The 15,113-nt window shown below is 41.6% G+C and carries 12 protein-coding genes; all 12 read left to right on the top strand.

The genetic code is table 11. The features are described 5' to 3' along the window. Positions 1 to 97: 97 nt before the first annotated feature. The 12 genes from MHN33_RS15520 (at position 98) to MHN33_RS15465 (ending at position 14,950) form a co-directional block, all read left to right on the top strand. Entirely contained in the window at positions 98 to 2,713 is a 2,616-nt protein-coding gene (locus tag MHN33_RS15520; RefSeq protein WP_239399076.1) for an SLBB domain-containing protein, read from the top strand. A 27-nt stretch (positions 2,714 to 2,740) separates the two neighbouring features. Beyond that, on the top strand, positions 2,741 to 3,658 hold the full coding sequence (locus MHN33_RS15515) for a Wzz/FepE/Etk N-terminal domain-containing protein (RefSeq protein WP_239399073.1): 918 nt from the start codon (positions 2,741 to 2,743) through the stop codon (positions 3,656 to 3,658). 47 nt (positions 3,659 to 3,705) lie between these two features. Beyond that, entirely contained in the window at positions 3,706 to 4,770 is a 1,065-nt protein-coding gene (gene rfbB / locus MHN33_RS15510; RefSeq protein ID WP_239399071.1) for a dTDP-glucose 4,6-dehydratase, read from the top strand. After that, positions 4,767 to 5,630 (top strand): glucose-1-phosphate thymidylyltransferase RfbA, encoded by an 864-nt coding sequence (gene rfbA, locus MHN33_RS15505; protein WP_239399069.1) that lies wholly within the window; start codon positions 4,767 to 4,769, stop codon positions 5,628 to 5,630. Before rfbB ends, rfbA begins: the two co-directional genes overlap by 4 nt. Further along, complete coding sequence (locus MHN33_RS15500) at positions 5,627 to 6,688, top strand: DegT/DnrJ/EryC1/StrS family aminotransferase (protein WP_239399067.1); 1,062 nt, start codon at positions 5,627 to 5,629, stop codon at positions 6,686 to 6,688. The genes rfbA and MHN33_RS15500 overlap by 4 nt, the downstream gene beginning before the upstream one ends. Then, a complete protein-coding gene (locus tag MHN33_RS15495) occupies positions 6,685 to 7,950 on the top strand; it encodes an ATP-grasp domain-containing protein (protein WP_239399065.1) in 1,266 nt (421 codons plus the stop codon). Before MHN33_RS15500 ends, MHN33_RS15495 begins: the two co-directional genes overlap by 4 nt. A gap of 7 nt (positions 7,951 to 7,957) precedes the next feature. Then, positions 7,958 to 9,238, top strand: a complete 1,281-nt coding sequence (locus tag MHN33_RS15490) for a polysaccharide pyruvyl transferase family protein (RefSeq protein ID WP_239399063.1) — start codon at positions 7,958 to 7,960, stop codon at positions 9,236 to 9,238. Between the two features lie 9 nt (positions 9,239 to 9,247). Continuing rightward, entirely contained in the window at positions 9,248 to 10,726 is a 1,479-nt protein-coding gene (locus MHN33_RS15485; protein ID WP_239399061.1) for an oligosaccharide flippase family protein, read from the top strand. After that, positions 10,710 to 11,690 carry a glycosyltransferase gene (locus MHN33_RS15480; protein WP_239399058.1) on the top strand — a complete coding sequence of 327 codons (981 nt, stop codon included), beginning with the start codon at positions 10,710 to 10,712 and terminating at the stop codon, positions 11,688 to 11,690. The genes MHN33_RS15485 and MHN33_RS15480 overlap by 17 nt, the downstream gene beginning before the upstream one ends. A 25-nt stretch (positions 11,691 to 11,715) precedes the next feature. After that, positions 11,716 to 12,852 (top strand): hypothetical protein, encoded by a 1,137-nt coding sequence (locus tag MHN33_RS15475; RefSeq protein WP_239399056.1) that lies wholly within the window; start codon positions 11,716 to 11,718, stop codon positions 12,850 to 12,852. 68 nt (positions 12,853 to 12,920) lie between these two features. Continuing rightward, a complete protein-coding gene (locus MHN33_RS15470) occupies positions 12,921 to 14,105 on the top strand; it encodes a glycosyltransferase (protein WP_239399054.1) in 1,185 nt (394 codons plus the stop codon). Next, positions 14,102 to 14,950, top strand: coding sequence for an ATP-grasp fold amidoligase family protein (locus MHN33_RS15465; RefSeq protein WP_239399052.1), 849 nt, complete (start codon positions 14,102 to 14,104; stop codon positions 14,948 to 14,950). The genes MHN33_RS15470 and MHN33_RS15465 overlap by 4 nt, the downstream gene beginning before the upstream one ends. Positions 14,951 to 15,113 lie beyond the last annotated feature (163 nt).

The following is a 15,113-nucleotide window of genomic DNA, read 5'->3' as shown; positions in this document are numbered from 1 at the left end:
TATCAAAAAAAGGGCACCAAGCCCTTTTTTTATGGCGTCATTTTTATGTAAAATACGCAATCTTTTTGGCTTATCGTAAAACAGGAAACAAAACCGGATGTCGTTTAAACGTATTTTTGCAGCAACCATGCTGGTGTTTAGTGCGGTTTCAATTGCTTTTACACCGACAGCGCAACAAATAGCACAGTTTAAAAAATTGCCAAAAAGTCAGCAGCAGGCGCTGGCAAAACAATATGGCATCAATATATCTGATTTACCTCAGTCAATCAGTGGCGGAACGACCCCAACACAAAGCCAACCTAGTGTGTACCCACGGCAGGAGAAGGAGCCTGATGAAGCTACAGATCCGCTGGAGCCGCGTGAAGAAAAGCTGGAACCCTTTGGTTACAGTATTTTCTCTGGAGAGCCCAGCAGTTTTGCCCCGTCGGAGTCATTGTCTGTACCAAATGACTATGTGATTGCAGGGGGGGACAGTTTTTCGGTTAGCTTTTATGGTAAAGAAACGGCAACGCATAATGTGGTTGTTGACCGTGAGGGAAGATTGAATATCCCTGGGTTTTCTCCCATAGATGCAGTAGGGTTGACCTACGCAGAGCTAAAGTCGTTAGTCACGAAAAAAATTAAAAATGAGGCAATTGGTTTACAGGCATATATCTCCATTGCCGAGCTGCGTTCTGTGCAGGTGCTGGTTGTTGGAGAAATTTATCGTCCGGGTAGCTACACTTTGTCGCCCCTGTCTAGTGCCACACATGCTCTATTTGCTAGCGGCGGATTGACCGAGATTTCGTCATTGAGAAATATCGAGGTTAAGCGACAAGGTAAGACCATCTCAACGCTTGATTTGTATGACCTGCTATTGAAGGGGGATACGAGTTCTGACGTTGTACTGCAGACTGGTGATGTTGTCTTTGTTCCCTCTGTTGGTCCTCAAGTATCTGTGGGGGGATTGGTCAAACGCCCAGCCATTTTTGAACTCAAAGAAGGTGATACGGTTGAGCAACTCGTTCAGATGTTTGGTGGGTTCAAGGAAAACGCATTTCTGCAACAGGTTCAGGTTAAGCGAGTCGTCAACAATGCTGAGAAGTCTGTTGTCTCGGTTGACTTTCGTGAAGGCCAGAATAACTATCAACCGCAAGGTGGAGATAAGATAAAAGTACAGCCTGTAAATGAGCAGCTTGTTGGTGCTGTATCATTGATTGGTGCAGTCGCACGCCCTGGTTATTTTGAATGGCACAGTGGTATGACCGTGAAATCTCTGATTGGCAATCTGAAAACTGATTTGCTCCCTCAAGCAGACTTGAATTATTCAATCATTGTGCGTGAAAGTGATGAACTAGGCGAAATTGAAGTTATTCAGTTTTCGCTAGCTGATTCATTAAAGAACTCAGAAGTCGTTCTACAAAAAAATGACGCTGTTTACGTCTTTAGCCGTTTCGTGAGCCAGGAAGAAGAAGATAATGCACTCAGAGATCTGGCTATGACGGCACAAGAACAAGAGCTGCAACTAAGTGTCAAACTCTGGCACATGTATGAACAGCGACAGTTTGAGAAAAAAGTGTCATTTGATGTGGCGATGGACAAATTACAGAATAAGAAACGCAGCGAACAAGATAAAGACAAAGAAGAGCTAGATTACACCCCGAGCGTATTTGGCCGCGAAGCATTACTAGCACCCATTTTAGCTCAGTTAGAGTATCAATCTTCATCTATGGTCAGAACTCAGGTAGTTGAGGTGAGTGGTCAGGTTCGCTTCCCGGGAATCTATCCGCTAATTGAAAACATGCCTACCTCTAAGGCTATTCAGGCTGCTGGTGGCTTGCTTGAGTCTGCGTATACCGAGTTTGCAGAAGTTACACGTGTGAATACAAATGGTGATGTTCTGCATATGAAGTCTTCTCTTACTGCTGGAAGTGACGGGTTCACTGAACAGAAACTTAAAAGTCGAGATATCGTCAATGTTCTTTTGCAGCCCAATTGGCAAGAAAGCTTTAGAGTTGAGCTCAAAGGAGAAGTGCTATTTCCAGGGACATATATCGTAAAGCGTGATGAGACGCTGCAGAATGTGATTCAACGTGCTGGTGGGCTAACACATTACGCCGATCCTCGTGCCGCAATATTTACCAGAGAAGCGATCAAGGTTCAGGAAAGAAAACAATTGGCCAAATTGTCAGATGAACTGAGAAAGGATATCGCAGCGAAGAGCTTCCAAAAATCTATCGGCACTAACACATCTTTAAGCTATAACGAAACGAATAAGTTGCTGAAAGACTTGGCAAGTGTAGAAGCTGTTGGTCGATTGGTTATAGATTTACCTAGTGTGCTTAGTAATTCGGAATCTTTAGGATTGCAAGATGGTGATACTCTTTATGTCCCAGGCAAGCAAGACTCTATTTCTATCATCGGTGAAGTGAATTATAGCTCTTCGCACTTGTTCAAAAAAGGGACATCTATTGAGGATTATATCAACCTTAGCGGAGGGCTAAGAGAGCGTGCAGATGGTGAAAGAATATACGTGATCAAAGCGAATGGTGCGGTGTTTATTCCGAATAGAGGAAGCTGGTTTGCCGTTAATGATCAAGTAGACCTGGAAGCCGGTGACACCATTGTGGTTCCAATGGATGCTTCTTACATGGACAACCTGACACTTTGGAGTACTGCAACGCAGATCTTCTATCAATTGGGTGTTGGTGTCGCGGCTATTGCCAGAATTTAACTGGCAATAGCGTGTTAGGAGCCTGAAATGAGTATTAAAGAGCCAATGCAAAATGTAACAAATGGGTATAACAATCAATATATCGATCTGAGAAGCATAATCTCAGCTTGCTTTAGAGCCAAATGGTTTATTATTGCAGTGACTTCACTCTTTGCAGTATCTGCAGTGGTGATTTCAATCAATTTACCCAATGTATATCAGTCGAAAGTACTTATGGCTCCCTCGTCGAACTCTGACAGTGCAGGCATGGCCGGTTCTCTTGGGGGGGTGGCTAGCTTGGCTGGTATTAATCTAGCCTCAAATGAAATTGAGCAGGCTGCATTGGCCGTAGAAATCATGCGATCGTTTACTTTTTCGAAAAATTTTTTGCAACAAGATGGTGTGATTGAAAACCTGATGGCTGCAAAAGACTGGAATAAAGAAACCAACCAAGTGATCTATGACCCTGCCCTGTTTAATAGTGAGCAAAAAGTATGGCTGGAAGAAGATGAGGTTTCACTTAAACCGTCATTGCAAAAATCTCACAGTGAGTTGCTTAAAAAGCTCTATATTGAGCAAGAAAAAAGCGGTTTATACACACTGACCATAGAGCATTATTCGCCGCATCTTGCATTTGAATGGGCGAATTACTTTGTGGCGCAAATTAATTTGGAAATGCGAAAAAGAGACATAGCTCAGGCTGAGAAAAGCATCAATTATCTGTCAGAGCAGTTGGAGACGACTAAGCTTGAAGAACTGAGGACCAGTTTGCATGGGTTGTTTGAAAAGCAAGTACGTAAAAAAATGCTTGCTGAAGTCAATCATGAATATGTCTTTAGAGTGATAGAGCCTCCTATTGTCGCCGAACGCAAGTCAAAACCTAGCAGGGCACTGATTTGTATATTGGCAACCTTTATCGGATTTCTTTTATCTATTTTTATTGTCGTAACCAGAAGCTTTAAGTGATTATTGTATTAGACTGGTTAAGATGTAATCACATCTGGGTGTTTTAAATGAGAATCTTAGTTACAGGCGGAGCGGGTTTCATTGGCTCCGCACTAGTTCGTTTCCTTCATGAGTCAACAGAACACGAAATTATCAATGTTGATAAATTAACGTATGCCGGCAATTTGTCTTCGATTGACTGTGTCTCTGGATCACAGAGATACACTTTCGAGCAGGTCGATATATGCGACCGAGCCGCGCTTCATGAACTCTTTAAAAAGCATCAGCCGGAAATCGTGATGCATCTGGCAGCCGAAAGCCATGTTGATAGATCCATCGACGGGCCTGGTCAGTTTATTCAAACGAATATTGTTGGTACATACAATTTGCTGGAAGAGAGTCGTACGCTCTATGGCACGCTCTCTGATGTGCAAAAGAGCAAGTTTAGATTCCATCATATTTCCACCGATGAAGTGTTTGGTGACTTGAAGGGTACAACGGATCTATTTACTGAGACAACGCCTTACTCGCCAAGCTCGCCTTATTCGGCATCTAAAGCGTCGAGTGATCACTTGGTCAGGGCATGGCGAAGAACCTTTGGTTTACCGGTTGTGATTACAAACTGTTCAAACAACTATGGACCTTTTCATTTCCCAGAGAAGCTGATCCCGCTCATGATACTAAATGCGTTGGATGGTAAACCCTTACCTGTGTATGGAGATGGTCAGCAAATTAGAGACTGGCTGTTTGTTGAAGATCATGCCAGAGCGCTCTATCTGGTTGCAACTCAAGGTGAAATTGGCGAGACCTATAACATTGGCGGCCATAATGAAAAGACCAACCTTGAAGTGGTAGAGACGATTTGTGCACTATTAGATGAACTTCAGCCAAGTCAGCATGCCAATGTTAAGCACTATAAAGAGCTAATCCAATTTGTCCAGGATAGACCCGGACATGACCTGCGCTATGCCATCGACGCCTCAAAAATTGAGCGTGAACTAGGTTGGAAACCGCGTGAAACCTTTGAAACGGGATTAAGAAAAACAGTGCAATGGTATCTGTGTAATGAACAATGGTGGCGTGCAATTCTTGATGGCAGTTATCGGTTGGAAAGACTGGGAGGCACAGAATGAAAGGTATTATATTAGCCGGTGGTTCTGGCACTCGTTTATACCCTGTGACGAAAGGTGTGTCTAAGCAGTTGTTGCCTGTCTATGATAAGCCAATGGTGTATTATCCAATTTCAGTCCTGATGTTGGCTGGTATCAGGGATATTCTTTTGATCACCACACCTGAAGAGCAATCATTGTTTCAGAACTTATTGGGCGATGGGCAGGCCTTTGGAATTAACTTGTCTTATGCAGTACAGCCCTCACCCGATGGCTTAGCGCAAGCCTTTATTATTGGTGAAGAGTTTATTGGTGATGATTCTGTTGCCCTTGTATTGGGAGATAATCTTTTTTACGGTCAAAACTTTTCCCCAAAACTAAAAAAAGCAGCAGAGCGTGCTGAGGGCGCAACGGTATTTGGTTATCAGGTCAAAGACCCTGAACGTTTTGGTGTTGTTGGTTTTGATGAAAATCAAAGAGCGACTTCAATTGAAGAAAAACCTGAACATCCCAAGTCTTCTTATGCCGTGACTGGTTTGTACTTTTACGACAACGATGTTGTTGAAATTGCCAAGTCGGTGCAACCATCACCGCGTGGTGAGCTTGAGATCACATGCGTTAACCAGCGATATCTGGAAGCAGGCAAACTGAATGTTGAATTGCTTGGGCGAGGATTTGCTTGGCTCGACACCGGTACTCATGAGAGCCTGCTTGAAGCCAGTCACTTTGTACATACCGTAGAGCAACGACAAGGCTTTAAAATTGCGTGCTTGGAAGAGATTGGCTTTATCAATGGCTGGTTGAGTGAAGAAGAGTTACGCAGCGCGGGTGAAGCATTGAAGAAAAACGATTATGGTAAGTATCTGTTGAGTCTGTTGAAATGAATATCAACCTGAATAATCCGATAAAACCGGATCTGAAGAAACTTACGAAGTACTTGCAGCAGGTCGAAGACAACGCCTGGTATACGAACTTTGGCCAGTTGCATCAACAGCTAACAGAGCGTCTAGAGGCCTATTTGGGTGTACAGAATTTACTGCTTGTAAATAATGGCACCAGTGCGCTCCAGGTAGCTGCTAAAGCGCTTTCGGCAAACGGGGTGGTTACCACACCATTCAGTTTCGTTGCGACAGCCAGTGCATTGAAGTGGCAAGGTCACAAGGTTCTGTTTTCGGACGTCGATGGCAAAAGTTGGAATCTGGCCGCGCCTGAAGCAATTGAACTCGTTAATCAGCAGGATGGCTTTGACACGATTGTCGCAACACACGTATATGGCAACCCATGTGATGTTGAGCTGATAGAAGTGCAGCAACCTTCAGGTGTGAATGTCATTTATGATGCGGCACATGCTTTTGGAGTGCGTGTAGCTGAACGTTCGGTTTTGACATTTGGAGATGCCTCTACTTTAAGTTTTCACGCGACCAAGTTGTTTCATACCGTGGAAGGCGGTGCAATATGCTTTAAGAAGAAAGAGCATTTTGACATAGCAAAACGGTTAATTAATTTTTCTCAACATCATGGTGAGATTGGTATCAATGCTAAAATGAATGAATACCAGGCTGCTGTTGGACTGGTTAATCTGGATATCATTGATGATGTATTGAGTCATCGAACTCACCTGTTTGAGACCTACACTAAACTCCTGAAAAATGACTTTATTCTTCCCGAATGGCACGACAAAGCATCAAAAAATGGTGCTTACTTCGTAATCGGCTGTGCCTCTTCTGAGGAAAGAAGCAAGATAGAAAGCGCACTCCAAGAAAACAGTATTCAAAGTCGGCGATACTTTGAACCCGCTATTAATACGCAGTTTGAAGATGCTGAAAGTATGCCTATTGCGGAAGATCGCGTGTCTAAGGTGTTATGCCTTCCTCTACACTACTATATGACAGTGCAAGATGTAGAGCGTGTATGTAAGGTTTTAAAAGAAAGTAAATTATGAAAAATGTATTAGTTGTGCCCTGTGGTACGGAAATTGGCTTAGAGATAAACAGAGCATTGAAAGGTGTTAAAGGGCTTAAAGTTATAGGTCTAAATTCTGTTGAGGACTCATCAGCCTATGAATTCGAGCACTTTTATAGTGGTGCGCCGTACATCAGAGATGAATCCTTCTTGGAGCATGTAAATCGTTTTGTTAAAGAACATAACATTACCCATGTTTTTCCGGCACATGATGACGCAGCGCTTTTACTTTCAGAGAACAGAGAAAATATCGATGCAAAAGTTATCACGTCTAGTGTAGAAGCTAATCGAATTTGCCGTTCAAAAAAAGCAACCTACAGTAAGTTAAAGGGGGCGGTTGCCTTACCTCGCCTGTTTAATAAGCTAGATGAGGTTTTGCCATCTGCTCTCCCCGTTTTTGTTAAGCCTGATGTTGGGCAGGGTAGTAAGGGCGCTTTCAGGGCCGATAGCCTGGAAGCTTTAGAGCAGGTTGATTTTGAAACGCATGTCGTGTGTGAGTATTTACCTGGCAAAGAGTATACCATTGACTGTTATACATCCGCTGAAGGTACTCTGGAGTACGCAGGCCCGCGCGTGCGTACGAGGATCATGAATGGAATTGCAGTTGGTACCCAGACAATTTCAGATCCAACGAAGAAATTTTTTAGTTTCGCTGAAAAGCTAAATAACAGTATTGGAATGCTGGGGGCTTGGTTTTTCCAGGTAAAAGAAAGTGATTCTGGTGAGCTAGTCCTGATGGAAGTTGCAACACGCATTGCCGGTTCAATGTCAACAAACCGGGTAAAAGGTGTGAACTTTGCTGAGTTGTCACTGTATGCACATGATGGAATATCTGTCCAAGTAAACCCAAATTCCTTTGAGGTTAAACAAGAAAGGAACCTTTCAAATAGATACAATTTGCAGCTAAATTATAAGCATATATATGTTGATTTTGATGACTGTATTATTATCAATAACAGAGTCAATGAACAGCTTATTGCTTTGCTGTACAAATCGATTTCTGATGGTTGTCAGGTACATTTAGTAACACGTCACGAATATGATCTGACAGAATCTTTGAATAAATACCGACTGACAAACTTGTTTGACACTATCTATCATATTACAGATGGCTCACCTAAGTCTTCAGTTATAAAACATAAGAACGCGATATTTATCGATGACTCTTTCAGAGAGCGTGTCGATGTGCAGCAGCTAGGTGTTGCGACGTTCTCTATAGATAGTGTAGAAGCTTTACTATAGGTCAATGATGAAAATAGCTTTAACTGGCCCTCTGGCCGATAGAAACCTTGGTGATTACGCTATGTTTGTAAATAATATTTACGATATGGGCGAGAATAACCAATATGTTATCTTCAACTACTCAAAAGGGTTTGTTGCTGAACTTGATAACGACTACTTTGACGATTATAACTGTGAGTATGTTGAGGTTAAGTTATCTAAGTCTTTTTACAGAAAGCCTAAGTTTATAGAGCGACTTGTTAAGTTCGCGCTGAAATCTATTAATTTCAAAATTAATCCTGTAGACATTGTACCTACACCAATTGAAATTGCTGACTCCATTGAAAATATTGATGAGATCAAGAAGCAGCTTGCAGATGTTGATGTGCTGCTGGTATCCGGGGGGGGGTACTTTAATCAGCTTTGGTATGACTGGGGTAGGAAGGACGACTTATTTAAAATTGTAGCCCCCATTATCGTCGCTAAAATGTTAGGAAAACAGGTTGTTTTCACTGCTAATGGATTTGGTCCGTTTGATGAAAGTGAAAAGTTTTATAGCGAAATATTCGGTTTTCTCGATGACACTCCAATAGCAGTTCGAGACACTGTAATGTCATCAACTTATTTAAAGAAGTTGGGGGTAGATAATGCACAGCTGCATAAGTTGCCTGATGACTTGTACCTGCTAAATGATGAGTTAAGCCGCAAAGCTGATAATGTAAGGCACTTTGACAAAAAATATATTGTTATTGAGTTTTATTATCCTCTTTCTTGGCTTAAGGAACATTTTGAAGCCGTGAAGGGGTTCATCGAACGCATTAACAAGGAGCATGGTTTTCATGTGGTATACATGCCCTTCGATAACAATGATGTCTCTGATTACCTAAAAGAGAATATTAAGTTTGACTTTTTCCATGTTTTTCAAAGCACTGGTTCTTATTTGAAATTAGAAGATGCCGTATCGATCATCAGAAACGCAGAGTTCGTTGTCTGTAATCGCTATCATGCACTTGTTATCTCTATCTCACACAAGGTTCCGGTTGTGAATGTCATGAAGCCAGTTTATGACTTAAGGTACTACTTTAATAAGAATTATGGTTTGTTAAAGAATGCACTGTCGGGGACTTCGTATGATGCATCTACGATTCTGAGGACCGATTATTTAGAAGTGCTTGAAGACATCGGCAGTAACCTTTCGCAATTGAAAGAGACATACTGTGAGTTTTATCAATCGCAAGAGTTTGATCTTAATAAGCGTACATTGGGCGAAAAAAGAAAAGACTACTTTAAAAAGTATCTGACAAAATAGGTTCAAAGCTTGCTGAAACGTAATGCATTGCTGACTTACCTAAATCAGGGTTATTCAATGTTAATAGGCATACTTGTTATGCCTTTTTTATATAACATTATGGGCCCTGTGGCATTTGGTATTATCGGCTTTTACACAGTTATACAGATATTTATAAATGTGTTGGACTCAGGTTTGAGTCCTACACTTTGTCGTGTCATAGCGGCCAGTTCGGGCAACACAAAAACTACGACTAGGACGCTGAAGAGTTTTGAAACTATTTCTTTACTTGTTTTTGCCGTTATCTTTTTTTCAAGCTATCTCCTATCCGACCAGATACTGAAGTACTGGTTCAAAGGGAATGAGATAATTACTGAAACTATAATTGCTTTGTTGTTCTTTATTGTTTCCTCACGCCTGATAGCTTCGATCTACAGGGCTGCATTACAAGGCAAAGAAGACTTTCTATGGCTAAATGCTGGAACAATACTATTTAATACTATTAAATACCCAGTATGTACATATATTATGTACAGAGAACCCAGCTTAGAATTGTACTTTCAGATCCATGTCGCTGCGACTGTCTTAGAGTTATTAATTTTCAGACTACGGGTTGCCAATCGATTGTCGCTTTCGTTTTGGCTACCGGGACGGTTCTACATAGCTGAACTGAGCGAAAATAGAAAGTACATCCTGAGTGTAGCATTTACAGCGTTAGTAAGCGCTGCTACATTGCACTTAGATAAGTTGCTGTTTTCAAACATACTTCTTCCTGAAGAATATGGTTATTACACTATGTGTATCACTATCTCTTCTGCCATGATTACGCTTGGTTTTCCTATTGGAGCTGTTCTGATCCCGCGCTTGACCAAATTATACGCAAGTAATCAACAAAAGCAGTTTCTCAGTCTGTATCATAAGAGTGCGATGTTTGTCGCGGCTGTGTTGTTGCCTGTAGGTGTGTTAGTCGCGCTGTTCTCAAGGCAGGTTTTGCTGTTATTCACTTCAGATCCGGTAGCCGCAGAATGGGGAGAAACTATCCTCACTTTATATATTTTAGGAAACAGTGTCGCAATTGTTACGGCGTTTCAATATTATCTCCAGGTCGCTATTGGAGATCTAAAAGAGCATGTTAGATACAACAAGCTTTTGTTAGTAACGTATATACCTCTTATATTCTTTTTTGCCTATTTCTATGATGTGTTATATGTAGCTTTTCTATCATTTTCTTTTAAGCTAGCGTCATTTTTGCTGTGGCAATGGTATGTTCATCACAAAACCCGTGTTGTTACGCATAAAGCTTGGTTTAGCTGTAGTATTTTACCTTCGCTGCTTATGTGCTGCTTGGTGAGTGGGCTCACTGTGTTTTTTGGTATAAATAAAATCCAGCTTACAACTCTTGTTCTACTTATCACAATGGCTTTACTATACGCCGCTATCGTTTTAGGGGCATTGGTTTTAGCTAAACTTTTAAATAAAGAGACTTTGGTAAATGTTGAATCCAGGTAACAGTATAGACTTGAGTGTGGTCTGCATCGCGTTTAATCAGGAAGGTTATATTGAAGATGCCCTAAAAAGCTTTTTGAATCAAAAAACCACTCTGAATACTGAAATAGTCGTATACGATGACTGTTCGACTGATAAGACTCGTGAGATAATTTCACGATACGCGCAGATGCACCCTGAGAAAATTCGTTTACTCTTTCCCGACGAAAACCAATACTCAAAAATGCGGACCTTGCCGACTATTACTGCGCTTGGTGCAGCCAAAGGTGACTACATAGCGATGTGTGAAGGCGATGATTATTGGGATTCTGAAGACAAGTTGGAAGCTCAGTATCAAGCTATGCAGGCACATCCTGATGTTGCTTTGAGTTTTCACCCTGCGATCAATTTGTACCCTGACGGTAAAAAAACGAATAATGTTAATCTTGGCGATGAAATTAAGCTGTTGTCTTTTGAAGAGGTTATAAAAGGTGGTGGCGGTCTGATGGCAACTGCGACTCTGATGTTCAAGCGGTGTGCGATGACTGATTTACCCGTTTACCTTGAAGGTGCCCCAGTCGGTGATATGTTTATCCAGATGGTGGCCGCTGCTGAGGGAGGTGCTATCTATGTGCCTGGTGTTTATTCGATGTATCGTCGGGAAGCTGAAAACTCCTGGTCTAGTGAACGCTCAGGGCTTGCTAAAGCGCATCTTCTAAAAGAGCGTGATGCATTTGTCATGTCTTTAAAGCGTGTAGAGAAACTTGGCGTAACATCTGAACTTATTGATTATTGTATTGCAAGGGAATTGGCCTACTTAGCCATTTCTGCACTTAAGTCACGTCATTATGACCTCACAAAGCAGTTTTTAACTGAGTCGGAAGCACTTTATAAAGGGGTCAACTCAAGCCAGAAGATATTGAGCATGTTTAAACATGCATTGCCATTGCTACGTAGGCTGCATAGTCTCAAGAAGAAATTCTTGTAAATTCTCTCTTAGGTAAGCAAAGTTGATGTCTAAGTACGGTTTACTTCTCACTATTTTACTTGTTGCGAGTACGATCCAGTATGGATCATATACGGGCACTCGCTTTCTCGTCCCATTATTTGGTGTGCTCGTAGTCGTATGGAGCTTATTCGCCTCCAGGATTGACACAAACAGTAAGCTACGCCTGCGAACAGACTTCAGCCTGCATGCATTTTTGTTCTTTTCTCTGGTAGTCTGCTCGTTTATAGGTAACTCTTCTGCATCTGAAGCTCTGTTCGATACGGTGAAGATCATCTTGCCTGTTTTGATGTCTCTATTGGCAATTTATTTGATCTGCCATACCCGCAAAAGTGAAATTCACAGTGCAATGCTCTTAATGAGTGTATTTGCTTTGATTTTCTTGAGCCTGGAATTTGTTTTACGCTCTCTGTCTATTATTTCAGATCCAAGCCAGGTTTTGCAAAACTTCTATGCCCTTAAAATGGATAGTCCCTTTATGGTTGACTCGAACGCAGTGGGGCTATATGCATTGTTTTATTTTGCAATTCACAAAGTTTATTTTGCCTATTTCTCTGATAATCAGCGTTTCAGAAAAGTGATCAGTGCCACTTTCCTGGTCTTGATCTTTCTCACTTTGAGCCGGGCTGCGATTGCGTCAAGCCTTGTATTATATTTATATTTGTTCTTTTTCCGGCGTGACATGGTTAATCAAGTACAGTTGATCGTCTTGGGGTTGATTGCAGTATGCTTCCTGTCACCAACCATTTTTCAGGTGCTGACAAGTGACGGAAGTGGTTCAACCAAATTGGGGGTTCTACAGAGCCTGCCAACATTGAGCGCACAGTACTCGATAAAGGAGTTGTTGTTTGGATTTGGTATCAATGAGGGTAATTTCGCCTACTCTTATGAAGAGGGTAAATACAGTCATCTATTAATAACCATGCTGATTGGTCATTTTGGCCTCATTGGGTTTGCATGCTACTTCCTATTCTTCTTGCTCTATGGGATGGGGCTGAAAAGTAAAGGAATGTGTATTTTCTTCATTGCGAATGTCGTTGGACTGTCTTATCTCCACCCTTTTCTGGAAACCATTTTCTTATGTAATGGCATTGCGATAGGCCTAAGCTACAGGTATTCCAGTGCAATCCAAAGCGAGAAATAGGATATAATACTTGCTTATACGGCACCATACTGAAGGTTTGGTAGCCCTGAATTTTTATAAGGTACACAATGAAAATCATAGCTTTTTTGGGAGAACCTTACACTAAGTTTGGTGATCATTATTATACTAGACAAACATCCGCGGCTTTCTTGCAAAATATGGTAGGGAAAGAGAATGTTTATGTTATGTCTCAAGCATGTAATGGTAGTGTTATGCCTGAAGGGGCGAGTACAGAAGTCAGTGAAGCCCATTTTTATGAGTCTCCCTGGTATGACTCAACGATGCAATTTGCGAAATTTGCTTTGATTAAGCCCGGTTACCTTCGCAATTTCAAGGCGGAGTGTGACAAAGTCATCTTGGCGCATGACGACGCCATTTTTTGGGCAAGAACTCCTTCGATGGGGGCTATTGTCTTCGCTCTGAGAGTGATGAGACATAAAAAGCCATTGTTTAACCATATCTGTGCAGATGGATTCAATACCTGGCGTGACAAGAAATATAAAGGGGTAAACAAGTTCCTGGCCTATGTCTTTTCGCGAGTGATAAAGCGCTATATGGCAAAAATTTGTGCCGGAGATACTGTTGAAAATGTCTGTACTGGGCAGGCAATGTACGATTTTAGCGCTCATTATAACCCCAATAACACGCACCAGTTCGTAGATACTATGGTGCAGAGCTTCTCTAAATCAGATGTTACTAAAGAAGAGCAAAAGCTTAATTGCCTATTCGTAGGTAGGCTGACTGAAGATAAAGGCATTCTGGAGATCATGGAAGCAGCCAAGAGGCTTAAAGGAGCTGTTCACTTCCATATCGCTGGCGGTGGAGAAATTAAAGCTTCATTGGAGCAATTTATTAAGGAACATGGTCTGTCTGACAGTGTGACGCTTTATGGTCAGGTCCGTAATCAGGATGTGGCAAAGCTCTATGCACAGAGTGATGTTGTGCTTGTACCTTCTAAAAATAATTATGAAGGTTTTCCAAGGGTTATAATGGAAGCGTGGAGCTTAGGCAAACCTGTCATTGTCTCTGATGTAGGGGGGATCCATGCATTTGTCAAAGATGGAGAAAACGGTCTTATCATTCGGCCAGGGGATGATAAAGGCCTGCAAGAGGCGATCCAATCTATGCTGGATGTTGAGGCGAGGGAAGAGTTTTTTCAACACGTTGCAAAAGTACAGCCAATGACTTTACAAAAGTATTGGCATGAAGTCATTACTGAGATCGCAGGAAAGAGGTTCAACGTTTCGAAATGATAGATACAGTATTAAAGATTTTACCTTTAAAAATCAGGGTATTTTTATACTTCTTTATTAAGCATGGCTATTTTATGAGCTGGAGTAACCCTAAGTCTTTTAGCGAATATATCCAATTAAGAAAGCTTCGTTTGGGTAAGAAAGAGAGCATATATGCTGATAAATACGCGGTGCGAAAGTACGTTGAAGAAAGAATAGGCAGTGAATACTTGATCCCTTTAATCGGTGTATATGAAGAGCTTAGGCCTGATGACATAGATACGTCGAGAGATGACATAGTAGTAAAAACAAACCATGGAAGCGGTAGCGGGCATCTTGAAATATTCCCCACGGAGAAGGCGGCAGAGGAAATTAGCAATAAATTTAATAACGCACTGAAGCAAGATTATCGAGGTGTCTTGTTAGGTGAGGTTCAGTACAAAGAAATTGAACGTAGAGTGATTGTTGAAAAAAAAATTGGCGTTAGCGGGTCTGTTCCGGAAGACTTCAAATTCCACGTTTTCAGGAATGGTGGTGATCCAGTTTGGTTTTTACAAGTTGATTTTGATAGGTTTACAGATCATAAAAGAAACTACTACGACAGTGAGTTGAACCTGCTTGATTTGGAAGTGCTTTACGCAAAAGGTGACTACCCACTTCCAACCAGCAAAGAAGTAAATAAAATGGCGGAATTAGCCATTGCATTGCTTGGAGATAGCGAATACATGAGAGTCGATTTGTACCTTGTAGAAGGGCAGATCTATTTTGGTGAGCTTACCTTGACTCCTGGAAGTGGCTTCGAAGCATTCTCCTGCCGTAAAGCAGAAGTGCTGTGGGGTGATCTTTACGCAAAATCTTTGTCGTGAGAGATAGTCTGACGTTAGTCACAAAAAGTACTCTCTTGCCTTAAGTGCAATCTATCAAGAGGGGAGCAGCATATGCTCCCTTTATCTGTGACCGCGACTGATCTTGCTTACACTTAAAGACAATACTAACCACTATATTTACAAGAATTAACAGAGTTGGTAC

Source organism: Pseudoalteromonas sp. OOF1S-7 (assembly GCF_022347765.1).
Lineage (GTDB): Bacteria > Pseudomonadota > Gammaproteobacteria > Enterobacterales > Alteromonadaceae > Pseudoalteromonas.
This window is presented reverse-complemented; position numbering and strand designations above follow the sequence as displayed.